The sequence below is a fragment of the Nocardiopsis baichengensis YIM 90130 genome (genome assembly GCF_000341205.1).
Taxonomy (GTDB): domain Bacteria; phylum Actinomycetota; class Actinomycetes; order Streptosporangiales; family Streptosporangiaceae; genus Nocardiopsis_A; species Nocardiopsis_A halophila.
On the sequence record NZ_ANAS01000001.1, the window covers coordinates 142,901 to 160,147 of the forward strand.

Genomic DNA, 17,247 nt, shown 5'->3' on the forward strand with positions numbered 1-17,247 from the left:
CTCTACTGTCGCATCAGGGAACGCATCAGCTCCACCGACTCATGCGGGTCAAGCGCAATGGACTGGGCTTGTTCGAGGAGAGTCCGGTACCGTTCGATCTCCTCAGGCCGCTCCAGGTACAGCCCGTCGGTGTCCGTCTCCAAGAACACGAACGGCGCGATGTCCGGCCCGCTGTATTCAAGTATCACGAACGGGCCCACGAGGCCGCTGCGGAAGCTCTTGGCAGTCGGCATGACCTGAAGGGTCACGCCGTTAGCCGTATCCTCGCCCACTATGACGAGGTGCTCGAGCTGCTCCTGCATCATCTCGGGCTCGGACTCCATACGTCGGAGAGCGTTCTCGTCGATGATCGCCCAAAGCCGGGGCGCGTCCGGTCTGGCCAGAAGGGCCTGGCGCTGCTTGCGGGCCTCGACAGCCCTTTCGATCTCGTCGGTCGCCAGCGGTGCCGACGCGGCCTTTTGGTGCAGGCGCGCGTAATTCTCGGTTTGCAGGAGGCCGGGGATGACGATCGGTTCGTAGGTCGAGATCCGTGTGGCCTCAGCCTCGAGACTGACGTACGCGCCTGTCAGCACATCGCCGTACCGGTGCCACCAGCCCGGCTTGCGGGACTGGCGGACGAGCGCGAGGACCTCGTCGTGCTCGGCGGTGCCCTCCGCCACCTCGTAGACCCGTAGCAGGGCGCTGACATCGGTGACAGAGGGCTTGGCGGTGCGGCCCGTCTCGATGTTCGAGACCTTGGCCGACGACCACTCCAATCGGTCGGCCACCTCTTCCAGCGTGAGCGAGCCGTCGCGGCGCAGGCGCCGAAGGACTCCTGACAGCTGGCGGCGACTGATGGTGGGTCCGGGCACGTCCCCTCCTTGACGGTCGTGGTGATCTTAGCGCCGCCCCTTGGCTGCGGGGGTCGATGTACGCATTCACCTCATAGATCTCGTGATGGCGACTTTCGGACTCCCTATTGAGGATCGAAAATTTACGTTCGATGATGGAAGGCGTCAACCTTCCACCGGGTCTCCCACTCGGTCCGACCTCTCCCCTGGGGGAGCCATGTCCACTCCGGCCACCGCGCCCCGCCCCGAAGGGGCACCCCGATGAGCGTCACCTACGCAGCCCCTCGCCTCGACGGCGACTCCTACTCCCGCTTCGTCGAACTCGCCCTGCACTACACCCGCTGGGGCTTGGGCTACACCTCCGACGGCACTGCGCTCCTGTTCACCGCCGCACACGCCGGCCACGACGTCGGCTTCTCCTGCCGCGACCTGGACGACTTCGCCGCCCTGCTCGCCGCCACGGACCACTACCTGGCCCAGCTGCCCCGCCCGCGCGTGCGCCCCTACCTCGACGCCCACGAGCGCCGGGCCGCCCGCCGCGAGGCCCGGGAGCTGCGTGCCCTGACGGCCCTGGCCCGGAGCCTGGGCCGCGATGAGGTCCGGGACGCGCTGTCCCGGCACGCCATGCCCGGCTGCGGGAGGCCCCGGTGAACCGCCCCGTCCGCATCACCGACCCGGCCCCCGGCATGGTGCGCCTCAATGAAACCGAGGACGGCGAGCTGCTCTTGACTCTGGCTCCCGGCGTCCACCTCGTGCTGCGCCTGGGCCGCCACGACAGGGCCGACCTCCAGTACGCCTACCTCGAACGCCTCATGCGCCAGGTCGGCGCCGCCCGCCGAATCGTCCACAGGCCCGATCTTTCCTCCCGCTTCTCCAGCGGAACCGGCGAGGGCTGAGCCCGACGACCACAGCGCACCGGCCCCACTGCCTCCCCGCGGGGGCCGGTGCCTCCCCGGCCGCCCGTGGGGACGAGGGGCTCCCGGTCCCCGTCCCCGACCGGGAGATCCCCACGGGCGGCCCTGGCCCCACCGATCACCACCAGGGCTGTGCAGGTTCCGGCACGATGTAGATCGTCCGGTCGGGGAGCCGGTCCTCAAGGCCGGAGTCCCCGCTCTCGGCGCTGGGTGAGGCGTGCATGAACGCGGTGATGCACCGGACTACGAGTCGCCCAACGCGCCCGTGCGCATCCAGTGGTTCGGCGACCGGGTGGAGATCGCGAACCCGGGCGGACCCTACGGGCAGGTCAGGGAGGACAACGTCGACCGGTTCAACGACTACAGGAACCCGTCGCTCGCCGCCGCCATGAAGAACCTCGGATTCGTCAACCGCTTCGGGCGCGGCATCTCCCGCATCCGAGCCGCAGTGGAGAAGAACGGGAACCCGCCGCCCGAGTTCACCGTGGACGTGAGTTCGTGGGTCGTGGTGATGAGGAGGGCCCAGTGACGTCGATCGCGCTGTTCAACATCAAGGACGGTGTCCGGAAGACGACGCTGGCCTACCACCTCGCCCACATGTACCAGCGCAGGGGCAAGCGCGTACTGGCCGTGGACCTGGACCCGCAGTCCAACCTCACCTCGGCGTTCCTGGACGAAGACGATCTGGCCTTCCTCTGGGATGAGTCGGATCCTTCGTACGGTTCTCGCCAGGAGGTGATGTTCACCCTGCTCTCCCCAGGTACCCCTAAGACGATCGTGCAGGCCGTGCAGCCCATCGTCGAGGGGACCGGTGATGTGGAGCTCATCGAGCCGGCACAGGTGGCCGAAGGGCTGTGGCTCCTTCCCGGGGACCTCGAACTCAGCCGCTTCGAAGATGAACTGTCCCAGGCCTGGGGCAACACCCTTGCCGGGAACGCTAAGGCCGTGCGCGCGACGACCGCCTTCTACCGTGTCATCCAGAATGCGCGACGGGTGGTCGACCCGGACGTCGTGCTCATCGATATCGGCCCGAACCTGGGTGCGATCAACCGAGCGGCCCTCCTGTCTTCGGACACGGTGCTGATGCCGCTCGCCGCCGATCTCTTCTCCCTGCGCGGGCTGCGGAACCTGGGGCCGACGCTGGCCGAGTGGAGGGGGAAGTGGCAGGGCGTCGTCGTGCACCAGGCCCCGAGGGACATGGCGCTTCCGAGCGGCAACATGAGTCCCCTCGGCTACGTGATCATGCAGCCGGGCTTCCGTCTGGACCGCCCGGTCGGGGCCTACAAGCGGTGGCTGGATCGCATCCCCATGGTGTACGAGCGCTTCGTCCTGGAGGAGAGCGGTATCGAGGGCGGCGGAGACCATGAGATCGCCACGATCCGTCAGTACCGGAGCCTCATGCCCCTCGCGCACGACGCCCGGAAGCCGATGTTCGACCTGAGAACGGCAGACGGCGCGATGGGGAGTATGCAGGGCCTGGTCGAAAAGTGCAGGTCGGAGTTCCGGGATCTGACGTATGCGATCGACGGCCGGCTGGCAGCTCTTCGCGAACGGCGACGCTAGATCCTGTCTGGAGTTCCCCTTCGCCCGGCCCCTCCGGAGTTGATCTCGGGGAAGTCGGCCTTATGACGGCTCTCTTAACCCCGACTTTCCCGAGATCAACGGGGGTTCGGGGCGGGGGCCGGCGGGACACCGCAGAACTCCAGACAGGACCTGATAGGGGGCACGTAGGGATGGGCTGCCGTTCTTGGGTCCGGTCACTCGGGCGGGAGTTCCAATTGACCGTCCGAAGGAGGCCCCTTCCTGTGCCAGTCGTCGGGGGGAAGCGCGTTGGCGGTGACGAGCTCGTCCACGGTGATCAGCGGTTCGGCCATGATGTCGTCCAGGAGCCGTTCCTGCCGGGGTTCGAGGTCGACGAGAAGCGTCAGGACCGACAGGAGGTCGACGAGCTCGTCGGTGTAATCGGGCGACCAGCGGTCGGGACGGATGTCGTCCAGGGGCGTTCCCCGTCGCTTCCCCCGTGGATTGCGCTGCCGGGAGGAGAACCACTTCTTCACCACCCGCATGCCGTTCACGTCGTAGTGCCAGGCGCGCGGCGAGACGGGAGCGATTGCACCTTCCCCGACGTGCAGGCGGTCTCCTGCGTCACCGGTGTCGGAGTCGTGCCAGATGCGGTCGGGCAGGCCTCCTCTGCCGTCGGAGATCTCAGCGACGAGCTGGGGGCGTCGCTCGCGAGGAAGGCGCGGGGCTCCTGGCGGTCTGCCCGCGTCCGGGTCGCAGAAGCGCTCTCCGTAGGTGTGCAGCCAGACGACCCGCCGCCCGTATTCGACCGCTGTCCGCCACAGGTCGGGATCGGTGGAAAGAGGGACTCGGATCCCGGGGACCTTCAGCTCCTCCTGGAATCGGGCCACGAACCCGGGGTGAGCCGCGATCCCGGCGCAGTACGCCATCAGGTCCTCGGCGGTGACGGTGATCCCGAGCCGCGACTCCAGTACCGAGAGCAGCCGGGGCGGCTTGTTGGGCACGCGTCCCTCCTGGTCGCGGAAGAGGGGAAGTACTCGACCACCGCCATGACCACGGCAATAGTGCTGGTCCGGGGGACAGGAAGTGAAGAGAAGCCCCGGTCCGGAAGCGATCCGGTGGTTGTGCTGCTCGGCGGCATAGACCTGACTCAGGCCAGCACACTGCCACAGTCGGGGACGGATGCGGTCGACGAAACGATCATCGTTGATGATGAACTGGCGATCGAAAGCGCGGTAGGCGAACTCGGCGCACTCGGGTTCGTTGTGATCGTGGGCTACGGAGGAGTTGCCCGTGACGTTTGTCGTCGTGGACCGGTCGCTGGTGGCCTTGAACAGGTGGTCCATCATCTCAGGAGATGCGCTCTTCAGCCTCCTCCAGCGCCGAAGAAGCGTGTCCCGCTCAGGGGCGATGACCCAGGTGCGTTTCGCTTGGACGCCGGATGCATGCCAGGGGAACAGGTCGCCGAATGAAGGAAGGGATTTCCAAGCAGTGGACGCGGGGGATGTAGGGAGAAACGGAGCCGTTGCACCGCTCTCGGTCGGGGAGAAGGACGCGCCGTCCAGGCCAAAAGCGATTCCGGAGGACAGAGCGGTGAACTTCTGTTCCTTGCGCCCTTCGAGCGACGTGTACCAGACCTTTGCGGGGCGGTCGGGGTGAGGCTCACCGTAACGGGCGAACACGGCGATGCAGATCGGCTGCTGGACGCCTTGGAAAACCCGGCTCGGGACTGGAGGCTGGTGCCCCTCCGGAGACAGGTCGACGATCCAGCCTTCGTCTGCGGTCGCGCGCAGGTACCTCCGCATCCCCATGAAGACGTCCCCGGTGAGGAAGGCGGATGTACTGACGAAGGCGATGACGCCGGCGGGCTGGTCAGGGTGGGCGTCGAACAGCTTCCATGTCGCCCAACGCCAGAAGTACACGCCTGTGTGATGGAGCTTGTGCTCGAACCTCCCCATGCCCGGCTCCCTGAACTCATCGAGGGACGGGCGATCGGTCAACGGGTCCGTGACACGGTCGAGCCTCCTCCGCGTGATCCAGGGGGCGGGTGCCCTCTTGGTGGCGTGGTCGATGTAGGGAGGATTTCCGATGGCGACCTGGATACGCGTCGTGCGCTTCGTCTCGTTCGCCCTCCTGCGGAAATCCAGGATCTCGGCATAGCGGAGGCCGTACGCCGGAATCGCACGGCCGGGGTCGTCGAGGGTGTCGACCAGGAAACGCCGATGCTCCCTGGGGACTTCGGCTCCGTACACGTCCTGGAGCTGCTGGTGCAGCCGGAGCTCGGCGACCGCGAACGGTGAGGCGCTGGACTCGAACCCGATCAGCCGGGACTCGTACATCTCTCTCAGCCGGTGCCGCGTCTGGACGGGACCGGATTCATCGAGGAGAGTGGTCGCTGCCCGCCTCGTGACCGCCGAAAGGAAGGTTCCCGTACCCATGGCAGGGTCGATCGTCGTGACACTCCTGTCCGCGAGCCCGGTCCGTATCCCCATCCTCTTCTTGAGGACCGAGTCGACGAACTCCGCCATGTAGGAGGCCACGGGCTCCGGCGTGTAGTACGAGCCGGTCTCCTTCCGCAACTGCTGGTCATAACGGGAGAGGAAGGTCTCGTAGAGGTCGGAGTAGGCGTGCTCTTCTCCTTGCATCACCGTGTTCCAGTCGAGTGGCTGGAGGATGCGGATGAGCGTGGGCACAAGGGTCTTCTTCTCTATCTCCTCGCTGGATGTGAGTGTGGCGAATGCTTCCCCGAGGAAATGGTGGTGCTTTCCGAGTTGGTCGCCGATCTCGCGCGTGCTCTTGTCGGTGAAGTCGACCCCGGATTCCCGTGCGACCAGCAGGGAGAAGGTGACGGTCTGGGCATAAGCGTCGGCGAATTCTGGGCCGGGTTCCATGTCGGGAAAGAGGAGGTTCTTCCACTCCCGGGCCAGGCTGGTGAACGGCTTGGGGTCGTCGCTGTAGCGCTCCTCCTCGATGAGATCGCAGATCTCTCCCCGGAGCTGGTGACACATGTGCGCGACACGTGTGATGAGCTGGTCGAGCGTGTATCCCTGCTCCGGTACCCAGGTGAGGAAGTCCCATAGAAGCCCCTCGAATTCACGCTGGGGTGGGAGCCGTCTGCGCTTCTTCGAGAACAGGGCCGGTGTCTCGACCGTCCGGTCGCGCAGAACGCCGTACCGGAAAAGCGACCACTGGGTACCATTCGTGTACAGCAGGTTCGGAAGGCTCTTGAGGTTCTCCCACTGCTTGAGGTCGTGTCCGCGCACGAAGTCGCTCGGAGGAATGGGCTTGTCCGGCTTCTTCAGCTCAATATAGCCGATCCTGTTGATGGGGTCGCGTCCGGTGTTCCTGGCGTCGACCCCGAAGTCGGGTCGGGCTCCGAGCGCTTTGAGGGGGACCTCGCCGAAGACCGTCGCCGGTGTCCCGAAGTCGTGGGAGATCCCTTCTACGAGTCTGAGCAGGGGCGTGCGCAGCTGCTCTTCCTCCAAGCCGCCCCGCCCCCAGGCGTCGGCCACCTCCGAGATGAACGATTCGAGTCTGCGCGCGGCGTATCCGCCGGCGGGAGGGGAGCCGTCGCGGTCGGGGAAGGGGTCGCTCGGCAACGCCGTCATCGCATCTCCGAGGGGAGGAATTTCTTCGTTCCTACTAGAACACCCCGTGAGGAACACGCCGTCAACGGTCCGCCATGGCCGAATAAGGAACACCTTGAGAAAAGTGAGCCCTCCTGTAATGGCGTGTGTCGCTGTTTTCTCAGGTGCTGCCTGTGCGCCCTGCTTCAGAAGAGGGTGGGCGACCGGCCAGTGGTGAAAGGGGAGTGGAGCCCCGCGGGAAACATCGGTATACCGCCATGTGACCGACCGGATCCGGTCATCGGCCGCCGATACTCGCGTTATGGCTCTGTCGCCCCGCACGCCTCTGTAGGGTCGGCGTGCCCGCCTCTCTCCCTCAGGCGGGCGGCGTTCCACCGTGGGCCGCAGCGGTGGCCGCCGGGCATGAGGACAAGGAGTTCACCGCGACCGTGACCGACCGTGAAGCCGCCGGGGCCGATGCCGTCCACAGCCTCTACCGGTTCCTTCTCCAGTCCGAAGAGTTGCGCAGCCGTCCGGTCAGGACGCTCGACTCGGCGGAACGCGTCCTCTGGCTGGACGAACTTCCCAGAAACACCCGTGCCGTCGACTGCGGGATCGTCGACCCCGACGACGGCGACGCCTGGCTCGAAGCCGACCGGGTCCGCCACACGCGGCCGCCCGACCTTCCGGTGCCCCTGGAGCCGTGGGTCGACCCCCGGGGGGTGCGCGACTGGGAGCGGACCGAGCCCCCGCCCCTGCGGGAGACACCCCTGCCCGGACACGGGTCCGGTGCGGAATGGGCTGGACAGGAGGAGCACCCCGCACCCGAGGACAGCGGGGAAGGCGAATCCGACGGACCGGACGAGGCGCCGGACGAGACGGTCCGCGAGACCTACGCCCGCTGGTCCCGGCGGTGGCTGGAGTGGGCCGAGGACGAGCGCTCCAAGGCCCCGTTCGTGAAGGCCTACGAGGCCCTGTTCCGGATCCACCAGGAGGCCCATGACTATGGGGACGCCTACGAGCTGGTGCTGGGCGTCGGGCACCTGACGTGGACGGCCGACGGGCACCCGGTCCGCCGCCACCTGGTCGCGCGCCGCCTGGTCTCCTCCATGGACGAGTCCGGGCGCATCGAACTGGTGCCCGACCCCGAGGCCTCCCGCTTCGAGCTCGAAGAGGAGATGCTGGAGGCCGATCAGCGTCTCCGCGAAGAGCCGCGCGGCCGGGTGCTGGGCGCCCTTGAGGAAGCCGAGGAGGTTCCGGCCGCTGAAGCGGTCGGCCACCTGCACCGTGCCCTCGAAGAGTGGGCCGTCGCGACCTCGGCCGAGGCCGAGTACTCGCGTTCCATGGCCGCTCCCGCTCCCGCGGGCGGCGCGGCGAAGGGGGCCGAAGGGGCCGGGGAGGGGCCCGTCGTGGCCTTCGCACCCGCCGTGATCCTCCGGCAGCGCCCCCAGCGCGGGCGCGTGGACGCCCTCAAGCGGATCGTCGAGGCGCTGGGCAGGGGGGAGGCGGCGACGGACCTGGTACAGCGCCTCGTAGGGACGGACCTGGGCGCCGCCCAGGAGGACGCCCAGGAGGAGGACACCGGGGAGCCGACCGCCGAGCGCGGCGCACCGGACGAAGGGCTGTACTTCTCTCTGCCCTCAAACGCCGAACAGCGCCGGATCGCATCCCGGCTCCAGGACAGCGACCTGGTCGTCGTCCAAGGGCCGCCGGGGACGGGGAAGACCCACACCATCGCGAACCTGGTCACCGACCTGCTCGCGAAGGGGCAGCGGGTCCTCATCACCAGCGAGACCACGCGCGCGCTGAAGGTCCTCAAGGACAAGCTCCCCGAGGAGATTCGGCCGCTCGCCGTCAGCCGCACCGGCGACGGCCTGGAGGCCAAGAAGGAGCTCGAAACCTCCGTCCAGGCGATCCTGGAGCGGCGCGGCGACCACGATGCCCGACAGGCTCGGCGCGACATCGCCGGGCTGGAGGACCGGCTGGAAAAGGCGCGGACCGACCGCGACCAGGCCCTCAAGGACCTGCGGGGGATCCGCGAGCAGGAGACCTACGAACACCCGCGGACCATCGGCGACTACAGCGGACGGCTCTCCGCCATCGCGCGCCGCCTCGCCGACGAGGAGGAGCGCTACTCCTGGGTGGGGCAGGTTCCGGCCGACCACCCCACCGTGACCGCCGACACCCTCCGCGCCCTCGTGGACGCGGCGCGCGCCGTCGGCCCGGAGGCACGCCGCCTCGCCGCCGAGGTTCCGGAAGCCTCGGGGATCCCGTCACCGGGGGAGTTCGCCGAGTCCGTACAGGCGATCGCCGCCGCAGACGAGGCCTACGCCCAGGCCTCGGGGATCGGGGGCGCCGATCTGGGAGACCTCCTCGCCGGCGTGGACCCCGAGCGCTGTGAGCGGATCCGGACCGCGATGGACGCCTTCATCGCCGCCCGGGACACTGCGCGCCGGCTCGGCGAGCGCTGGGCCCCGTCGCTGGCGGACGTCCTCGCCGGCCGCTCCAGCGAGGTCGCCGTGCGGGAAGAGGGGGTCCGCAAGGCGGTCGGTCTCGCCGACCAGGAGACGCGGCGTGTCGGCGACGCGCTCGTCACCGGCCTCGACGCCTTCGGCGTCGCCGAGGCCCTCGGAAGCGTGAGCCGACTCAGCGAAGGCCTCGCATCGGGAGGGAGGCTCCGCGGCCTGCTCGGGCGCACGCGCCTGGCCAAGGACCATGCGTCCTTCCTCGCGTCGGTGCAGGTCGACGGGCGCCCGCTGGAGAGCGCCGACGACGCCGCAACGGTGCTGGCCCGCGTCACGGCCGAGCGCGCGCTGCAGGAGGCCGAAGGGCTCCTCGTCGGTGACACGGCGGCCGGACGGGCATGGCAGCAGCCACCGGCACGCATCGCGCGCCTGCAGGACGCCAAGCGAGACCTCGACGTGCTCATCGCGCTCGCCGATGCCAGGCGAGCGCTCACGGAGGCCTGCGCCGGCCTGCCGGGACTCGCCTCGCTCGATCTCGCCGACGCCGACCAGGTGAATGAGGTCGGCGTGCTCCTCGCCGCGGTCGACGCGGAGAACAGTGCGGCGGACCACCGCGAGCGCGTGGAGCGGGCCGTCTCTCTCCTGAGGGACTGGTCCGGGCGCGCCTCCGAGGTCCCGGAGGGGCTGACCCGCGCCCGCGAGGCGCTGGAGTCCGGTGACCCCGACGCGTACGCGGCCGCCTGTGCGGACATGGCCCGCGTGCGTGAGGCCGCGCGCCTGGTCGCGGACTATGAGGCGGCCTACGGCGCGCTCGCGGCCGGCCACGCGGCGCTCGCCGGGTCCGTGGCGGCCGACCCGCACCTTCCCGAGTGGGAACGCCGTATCGACGACTTCGACCGGGCCTGGGCCTGGTCGGCGTGGAACAGCAGGCTCGCCGAGCTCACCGATCCCCGGGCCGAGGAGAAGGCCCGTGCCCGGCTGGCCGAGGCCGACGGCGAGGTGCGCCTGACGATGGCGCGGCTGGCCGCGGCGCGCGCCTGGACCGGGTGCCTCGACCGGTTGGACGACGCCCAGGAGATCGCGCTCAGCTCGTACCAGACGAGCGTCAACAAGATCGGAAAGGGGACGGGCAAGTACGTCGGCCGCCTGCAGCGCCAGGCCCAGGAGAGCCTTCGCGAGTGCACGTCCGCCGTCCCCGCCTGGATCATGCCGTTCTACCAGGTCGTCTCCACGATCCCGATGGAACGGCCGGGCGTGTTCGACGTGGTCGTCGTGGACGAGGCCAGCCAGTCCGGGCCGACGGCCCTGGTGCTGGCCTGGCTCGCCGAGAAGGTCGTCGTGGTCGGCGACGACAAGCAGGTCAGCCCGGCCGACGTCGGGGTGGACCAGGGCAGCGTCTTCACGATGCAGCAGCGCCACCTGGGGGCGCTGACCCCCGCCCGCCGCAACCTGTTCTCCCCGAACCGGAGCCTGTTCGACATCGTCTCGGGCCTGGCCGGAGGGCGCGGGCGGCTGATGCTCAAGGAGCACTTCCGGTGCATGCCGGAGATCATCGGGTTCTCCAATGAGCACTTCTACCAGGGCAGGCTGCAGGCGCTCCGCCAGTTCGGCGGCGACCGCCTCACGCCGCTGCGCAGCGTCCATGTCCCGGAGGGCCGACTGGAGGGCAAGGGCCAGCGGCAGACCAACCCCTACGAAGCGCGCAGGCTGGTCAGGCAGGTCGCCGAGTGCTGCGCCGACCCGGCCTACGCGGGGCGGACCATGGGGATCATCGTGCTGCAGTCCGGCCGCCAGCAGGCCCTCATCGAGGACCTCCTCGCCGCCGAGCTGGACCTGGAGGAGCGCGTGTCCAGGCGGATCCGGGTGGGGACCCCCTCAGCCTTCCAAGGCGACGAGCGGGACGTGGTCTTCATCGGCGCCGTGTACGCACCGTTCGACTCCGAGGGCGAGCCCAGAAGGGCCGCGCCGTACAGTTCCGAGGGCGCTCAGCAGGCCATCAATGTCGCCGCCTCCCGTGCGCGCGACCAGGTCTGGCTCTTCCACAGCTTCGCCCTGACCGACCTAGGGGAGACGGACCTGCGCCGGGCCTACCTGGACTACCTGGACCGCCCGGTGGAGCAGCAGGACGGCACCGGCCTGGCGCATGTGCCGGAGGACGAACGGGTGGACCCGTTCGACAGCCTCTTCGAGCAGCGCGTGTTCCGCGCGCTCAGGGCGAGGGGCTACCGCGTCCTCCCCCAGTACCAGGCGGGCCCGTTCCGTATCGATCTGGTGGTGGAAGGGCACAGCCGCAGGCTCGCGGTCGAATGCGACGGTGATGCGTTCCACAACGAGGCCAACGCGGCGGAGGACGCGGCGCGCCAGAGGGAGTTGGAACGCGTCGGGTGGACGTTCGAGCGGATTCGCGGCAGCCGGTTCTTCCGTGACCCCGACGGCGCGCTCATTCCTCTGTGGGAACGGTTGGACGGGATGGGCATCGAGCCCGTACGCACGTGAATTCCCGGAATTCTCGGCCGTACGGAACACTGGGGCCGAACCGGTAGGAGAGGAAGGGTGGCTGGCCAACCTGGCGGCCGGACTCCCGGACATGCGGCCTTCGCTCTCCCCCGAGCCGCGTGCGGCCGCAGAGTACCGTGCGGTCCTGGTGGACGCCCTCGCCGACGGGCGCATCGTGGGGGAGGAGGCGCACCGGCTGGCGCGGTTGGCGACACAGGCGGGATTCACCCGCTCCACCGTGCGCAGGGTCCACGAGCAGGTCCTGGCCGAGGCGCGTGCGCGCGCGGAGGCCGACGGTGTGGTGACCTCCGCCGAACTGCGCGAATTGAACAAGGCCGCCGACCAGCTGGGCGCGCGGCACCTGGTCGGGGACCTGCTGGAGGTGGCCGAGAAGGAGAAGGCCCGCCGCAACGGCCCCCTCAAGGGGTGGAGGATCGTGCCGGCGGGGGAGTCCGCGGCGGTCCGGGCAGTGGTCGACTCCGCCGCCGAGCGCGGGGCGACGGTCGGGGTCAACGTCACCAAGACCGTGCGGCTGGTCGTGGCCGACCCCTCTGAGGAGCACCCCAAGGCGGCCAAAGCCCGCGAGGCCGGGATCCGCGTGGAGGCGCCGCAGGAGGCCGAGCGGATCCTGGACGCGGCGGCCGCCGAGGCACAGAAGTCGCTCTTCGAGAACGCGGGGGACGCGGCCCGGGCGGCCGAAGTCCGTGAGCGTTACGACCGCCGGGCCGAACTCGAGCGCCGGACGGGCTGGCACCGGACATGGCGCCCGCGCGAACTCTCCGACGACGAGTACTACCGGCGGTTCGTCGCGCCCTTCGAGGATGACGACGAAGACGAGATGGTCGTCCATGTGTCCACCCACGGCGCGGCGTCCCCGGGCTCCCGGCACCATGCCCGCACGGGCGGGGGCGGATGTGCGGGCGCCCTGTTCCTCGTTCTCGCGATGGCCGCCGTCCTGGCTCTCGCGGGTCGCGTGCCCGGTGTCCTCGTCTGAGCGGACGTGCCGAGCGCGGTGACGGACCCGCATCGGCGGTCGGCCTGCTCGGCGCCGGTCCTGGCCGGGAGCGGTCATCCGTGTCGATTTCAGGAAAGCGGTGACCGTTCCGGTGCTATATGTGGCAGGTTCGCACCGTGGTCGTCCGGTTACCGGACGGGAACGAATCGCACCGATGGTAGGGAGCGCGCGTGACCGACCTGCGGATCAGGATCGGGTTCCGAGAGGACACCACCCCCGAAGAGGCCGATGAGCACACCCGTGACCTGCTCGACCTCCTGGAGGGGGTCGACGCCGAGCGGGTCGGCCTCGAAACAGAGCCCGATGCGGTCCCCGAAGGGGCTCGCGCCGGGGACCTGGCGGTGGTCGGCGGCGCGATCATCATGGCCGGGGTCGCGGTTCGGCAGGCGGCTCCGCACATCGCCGCGATCGTCCAGGAATGGCTTTATACCCGTGCTCAGAAATCGGTGACCGTGGAGAACGGTGCGACCAGGCTGACCGTGCAAGGGCATACGCGGCCCGAGGAGATCGAGCGGATGGTGTCCTCATTGGCCCGTTTGAACACCGACTCCCAGACGGCGCGGCCCCTGGAGCGCAGCCGTTCCGTGGATCCGGTGGATCCGGATGAGGACGGTGCGGGAGCTGGAGGCGCCTCGGGGGCCGACGGCCCCGAGGGCGCCGGGGAGGAGCGGTGAAGCGCACGGCCCTGCTGATCGGCGCGACCTCTTACAGCGAGCTCTCCGACCTCAAATCGCCGCGGGCCGACGTCGACCATTTGGAGAGGGTGCTCAAGGCCCAAGGGCACTTCGACCGCGTGCGCCCCCTCCACGACCCGCACAGGGCCGAGGCGGTCGAAGCCGTCGAGGACGTCCTGGCGGAGGCGGGGCCGGGGGACCTGGTGGTGCTCTCCTTCTCCGGGCACGGACTGCGCAACTCCCGGGGACGGCTCCATTTCGCCTTCGGCGACACCCGTTCCGAGCGGCTGGAGTCCACCGGACTGCCCGCCGAGTCGTTGCAGCGCATGCTGAAGGAGTCCCGCGCGGCGAGCAAGTTCGTCCTGCTCGACTGCTGCTACAGCGGTGCCTTCGCCGACGGGTTCGCCACCCGGAGCGGGGCCGGGGCCGACGAGCACCCCGACTACGAACGCCAGATGGGTGCGGGGGACGCGTCCGGGACCTACGTCATCGCCTCCTCGGGGGCCATCGAGCTCGCCTACGAGGGGGCGAACACCGGGGGAACGGACCCCTCCCCGTTCACCGCGGCCGTGGTCCGCGGCCTCGCCGGCGCGGCCGACGACTCCGACGGCGACGGCTGGATCGACGCCCTCGACCTCTACCAGTACGTCCACCGGCAGGTGGAGGGCCAGGGGCGCCAGCGGGTGACCGGCTTCAGCCTCGGTGTGCGCGGCGGCCTGAAGCTGGCCCGGCACGCGGGGGCGGCGACCGGGGTGGCGCTGGGCGACCAGGCGTCGCCGGGGACGGGGGCGGCGGAACCGGTCCAGGGCCGGGCCGACGGCGGAGCCGCCGTGGGCCACGCGGGCGGTGGGGCGGTGCACGGGCCCGAGCGCGGTGGCGCCGAGCGCCCCTGGGACACCCGGCAATGGGCGGCCCTCTTCGACTACTACCGCTCCTGCCTCGACAGGCAGAGCGTCCTCCAGCAGCTCCCCGACCTCAGGTCGGGCCTGTACGCGGTCGTGGGGACGGGGCGGGAACTCCTCCTGAGCGGAGAGGGCGAGCAAGTCGGACTGACCGGTGACCCCGCGCGGATCGCCGACGGCGCCCGCAGGGAGGGGCGCCCTCTGCGCTACGGGTACCCGGCCGTGCTCTTCGACCCGGCCCGCAGCAGAGGCAAGGGGAGGACCGGTTTCAAAGTCGCCCCCCTGCTCGTGCTGGACGTCGAAGTGCGCGAGGGCGGCGGGCCGGGCGGCGCCGACACGCTCGTCCCGGTCGGCGATCCCGAGCTCAATCGGGAGGTCCTGCTCAGCGCCGCCGACCTCGGTGAAGAGGAGATCGAGGAGCTGCTGGCCTGGTTCGAGGCGGACTGGGCGGGGCAGGGCGTAGCAGGACTCGCGGACAAGGCGCGCGCACTGTGCGGGCGCCTGGGACTGACGCAGGTCCAGGACCTGGTTCCCGGGAGGCTTGAGGACCGGTTGGAGGCCGGCCGGCCGCTGACCGGCGGGGCCCGCAACGCGGCTCTGCTCTATGCTGCCGATCCTGCGGCCTCCGCGGTCGGACGGTTGTCGGCCGATCTGGACCACCGTTCAGGCAAGGGCCTGAAGACCGAGCGCATCCCGTCCACGGCCCTGGCAGCGCTCGCCGATCCGGCGGTGTGCGGGGACGCCCGACGCGCCGGTGGCCGGCGCCCCGTCATCACCGGCCTCAGCAACTCCGCGCAGGAGCGCATCCTGGCATCGTCGATGCGCGAGACCCTGACGGTCGCCACGGGCGCTCCGGGCACGGGCAAGAGCGAACTCATCACTGGGGTCGTCACCACCGCCGTCGCCGGCGGCGAGTCCGTCCTGGTGGCCTCGACCAACAACACGGCGGTGGACGAGGTCGTCGATCGTGCCAACCGCCTGCTTCCCGGGGCCGACCTGATCGTCCGTACGGGCAATGCGGACAAGCAGAGCAGAGAAGCCGACATCCTCGGGAGGCTGCGGGCGGCGCGTCTGGACTCCTCCCGAGGGCGCACCGCAGCGGAACGGCTCGATCTGCACCAGCGCGGCCTCGGCGCCGGACATGAGGCGATCGAGGAGATCGGTGCGCTGGAACACCGGCTGGCCGCCCTGGCCCCGACACGTGAGGGCGACAGGGCGCGGGTGGCCGAGGAAGTCGCTCCGGACGACGCCTTCCCGGACCTGGAGAGCGTCCGCCGGTGGGCCCATCGGGTCGACGCGGCCCGGGAACGCAGGTGGACCGGGTGGTTCTACCGGTGGCTCGTACGGCGTTCCCTGCGCTACGGGCGCGATGAGGCCGAGTTGGAGGCGCTCGCCGCCCTCCTGGACACCGAGTCCGACTGGCGCCGTACACGGGCCCGCCTCGACCGCCTTCCGGCCCCTGCGGAGGCCTATGGCCGGGTCTGCGCCCTGCGGGAGCAGCGGCGCGGCGACGCCGAGGAGTTCGTCGTGGCGCAGGTGGCCCGGGCACGGGACGAGGGCGTCTCCGTTCTCGACGAGCGGCTGGACAACCTGGCGGCCCGCAAATCCACGTGGGTCGGTATGGACCGCCTCGTGCGCGTGGCCCGGGCCTGGGCGACCACGTCCCGCTCCGCCCGCGTGTTCCCACCGCGGGAGGGCCTGTTCGACCTGGTCGTCGTCGATGAGGCGAGCCAGTGCACCATCGCCGACCTGCTCCCGCTTCTCTTCCGGGCCAAGCGGGCGCTCATCATCGGCGACCCGCACCAGCTCCAGCCGGTGAACGCGTTGGACGCGTCCGAGGACCGGCGTATCCAGGCGGCATCCGGATTGGACGAGGACTGGCTCGATGAACGGTCGCTCGTCTACACCCGCTCGTCCGCCTACCACGCGGCCGCCTCCGCGCTGGCGCGCGCCGGTCGCGACGTGCTCTGGCTCGACGAGCACTACCGTTGCCACCCCGACATCGTCGTCCCGGTGAACAGGCGCTTCTACGGGAACAGGCTCGCGGTGCGCACCCGCACCACAGAGCTCGCCGCACCCGCCGACCGGGCCGTCACCTGGATCGACGTCAAGGGGCTCCCGGAAAGGCCCAAGGGTGGCTCCTGCCGCAATCCCGACGAGGCGCAGGAGGTCCTCCGCCTGCTGCGTGAACTGTGGACGGACCTTCCGGCCGACGCCGGCATCGGCGTGGTCACCCCCTTCGCGGCGCAGAAGAGGGACCTCGACCGGCACCTCGGTGGCAGGGCGGGGGACCGCATCCGGGTCGGTACCGTGCACACATTCCAGGGCGGAGAACGGGACGTCATGGTGGTGTCCCCGACGGCCGCGACCGGGGTCGAGCGCGGGGCGGGCCAGTGGGCCGCCAGGCAGCAGAACCTGTGGAACGTGGCGGTCACCCGAGCGCGCTCGCGCCTCTACATCGTCGGAGACCGGGGATACTGGTCCGAACAGGGCGGCCTACTCGCCGACCTGGCTGCCCACACGCTCTCGCCGACGGAGGAAGAGGCCCCCGACGAGGCGCGCAACCGGCTATTCGAATCGCTGACGGCCCGAGGGGCCGCCCCGGAGGCGGGGTCCGTCGTCAACGGGTACGCGTGTGACCTCCTCGTCCCGAGTTCCCAGGGCGAGGTCGCCGTGATCGTGGACAGTTCAGGGATCGGTGCTCCGGCACAGCCCGGTTCGGAGAGGGCGCTTGAGCGCACCCTCGGTCGGACGGCCCTCTTCCAAGAGGTGTCGGGCATTCGCACGGTGCGGGCCCCCGCGTGGAGGTGCTGGGCCGAGCCGGGCACTGTCGCGGAGGAGCTGCTCTCCGGCGCCGATTGAAC

General features: G+C 70.0%; 10 protein-coding genes. 8 read left to right on the forward strand and 2 right to left on the reverse strand.

The window, feature by feature from the left end; genetic code table 11:
* Positions 1-2: 2 nt before the first annotated feature.
* Positions 3-851, reverse strand: coding sequence for a helix-turn-helix domain-containing protein (locus C892_RS0100580; RefSeq protein WP_017555573.1), 849 nt, complete (start codon positions 849-851; stop codon positions 3-5).
* A 240-nt stretch (positions 852-1,091) separates the two neighbouring features.
* Between C892_RS0100580 and C892_RS0100585 the strand changes: the two genes are divergently transcribed.
* The 4 genes from C892_RS0100585 to C892_RS0100600 all read left to right on the forward strand — a co-directional run bounded on the left by C892_RS0100585 (position 1,092) and on the right by C892_RS0100600 (position 3,307).
* Positions 1,092-1,481 carry a hypothetical protein gene (locus C892_RS0100585; RefSeq protein ID WP_017555574.1) on the forward strand — a complete coding sequence of 130 codons (390 nt, stop codon included), beginning with the start codon at positions 1,092-1,094 and terminating at the stop codon, positions 1,479-1,481.
* Positions 1,478-1,726 (forward strand): hypothetical protein, encoded by a 249-nt coding sequence (locus C892_RS0100590; protein WP_017555575.1) that lies wholly within the window; start codon positions 1,478-1,480, stop codon positions 1,724-1,726. The genes C892_RS0100585 and C892_RS0100590 overlap by 4 nt, the downstream gene beginning before the upstream one ends.
* A gap of 235 nt (positions 1,727-1,961) precedes the next feature.
* Positions 1,962-2,273: an ATP-binding protein gene (locus C892_RS0100595; protein ID WP_239647210.1), complete on the forward strand. Its 312-nt coding sequence runs from the start codon at positions 1,962-1,964 to the stop codon at positions 2,271-2,273.
* Positions 2,270-3,307 (forward strand): ParA family protein, encoded by a 1,038-nt coding sequence (locus C892_RS0100600; RefSeq protein WP_017555577.1) that lies wholly within the window; start codon positions 2,270-2,272, stop codon positions 3,305-3,307. The genes C892_RS0100595 and C892_RS0100600 overlap by 4 nt, the downstream gene beginning before the upstream one ends.
* A 194-nt stretch (positions 3,308-3,501) precedes the next feature.
* Here C892_RS0100600 and C892_RS0100605 read toward each other — a convergent pair whose 3' ends face one another.
* A complete protein-coding gene (locus C892_RS0100605; protein ID WP_017555578.1) occupies positions 3,502-6,873 on the reverse strand; it encodes a type ISP restriction/modification enzyme in 3,372 nt (1,123 codons plus the stop codon).
* 407 nt (positions 6,874-7,280) lie between these two features.
* Here C892_RS0100605 and C892_RS0100610 point away from each other — a divergent pair, with 407 nt between their 5' ends.
* The 4 genes from C892_RS0100610 (at position 7,281) to C892_RS0100625 (ending at position 17,245) form a co-directional block, all read left to right on the forward strand.
* Complete coding sequence (locus C892_RS0100610) at positions 7,281-11,792, forward strand: PDDEXK-like endonuclease domain-containing protein (RefSeq protein WP_239647211.1); 4,512 nt, start codon at positions 7,281-7,283, stop codon at positions 11,790-11,792.
* A gap of 91 nt (positions 11,793-11,883) precedes the next feature.
* On the forward strand, positions 11,884-12,786 hold the full coding sequence (locus tag C892_RS31545; RefSeq protein WP_017555580.1) for a hypothetical protein: 903 nt from the start codon (positions 11,884-11,886) through the stop codon (positions 12,784-12,786).
* A 191-nt stretch (positions 12,787-12,977) separates the two neighbouring features.
* A complete protein-coding gene (locus tag C892_RS0100620; protein ID WP_017555581.1) occupies positions 12,978-13,481 on the forward strand; it encodes a hypothetical protein in 504 nt (167 codons plus the stop codon).
* Positions 13,478-17,245: a caspase, EACC1-associated type gene (locus C892_RS0100625; RefSeq protein WP_017555582.1), complete on the forward strand. Its 3,768-nt coding sequence runs from the start codon at positions 13,478-13,480 to the stop codon at positions 17,243-17,245. Before C892_RS0100620 ends, C892_RS0100625 begins: the two co-directional genes overlap by 4 nt.
* Positions 17,246-17,247: the final 2 nt, after the last annotated feature.

Bases quoted from the DNA above. Each gene is read 5' to 3' on its own strand.
- C892_RS0100585 (WP_017555574.1), top strand. From the start codon at position 1,092: ATGAGCGTCACCTACGCAGCCCCTCGCCTCGACGGCGACTCCTACTCC.
- C892_RS0100605 (WP_017555578.1), bottom strand. From the start codon at position 6,873: ATGACGGCGTTGCCGAGCGACCCCTTCCCCGACCGCGACGGCTCCCCT.
- C892_RS31545 (WP_017555580.1), top strand. From the start codon at position 11,884: ATGCGGCCTTCGCTCTCCCCCGAGCCGCGTGCGGCCGCAGAGTACCGT.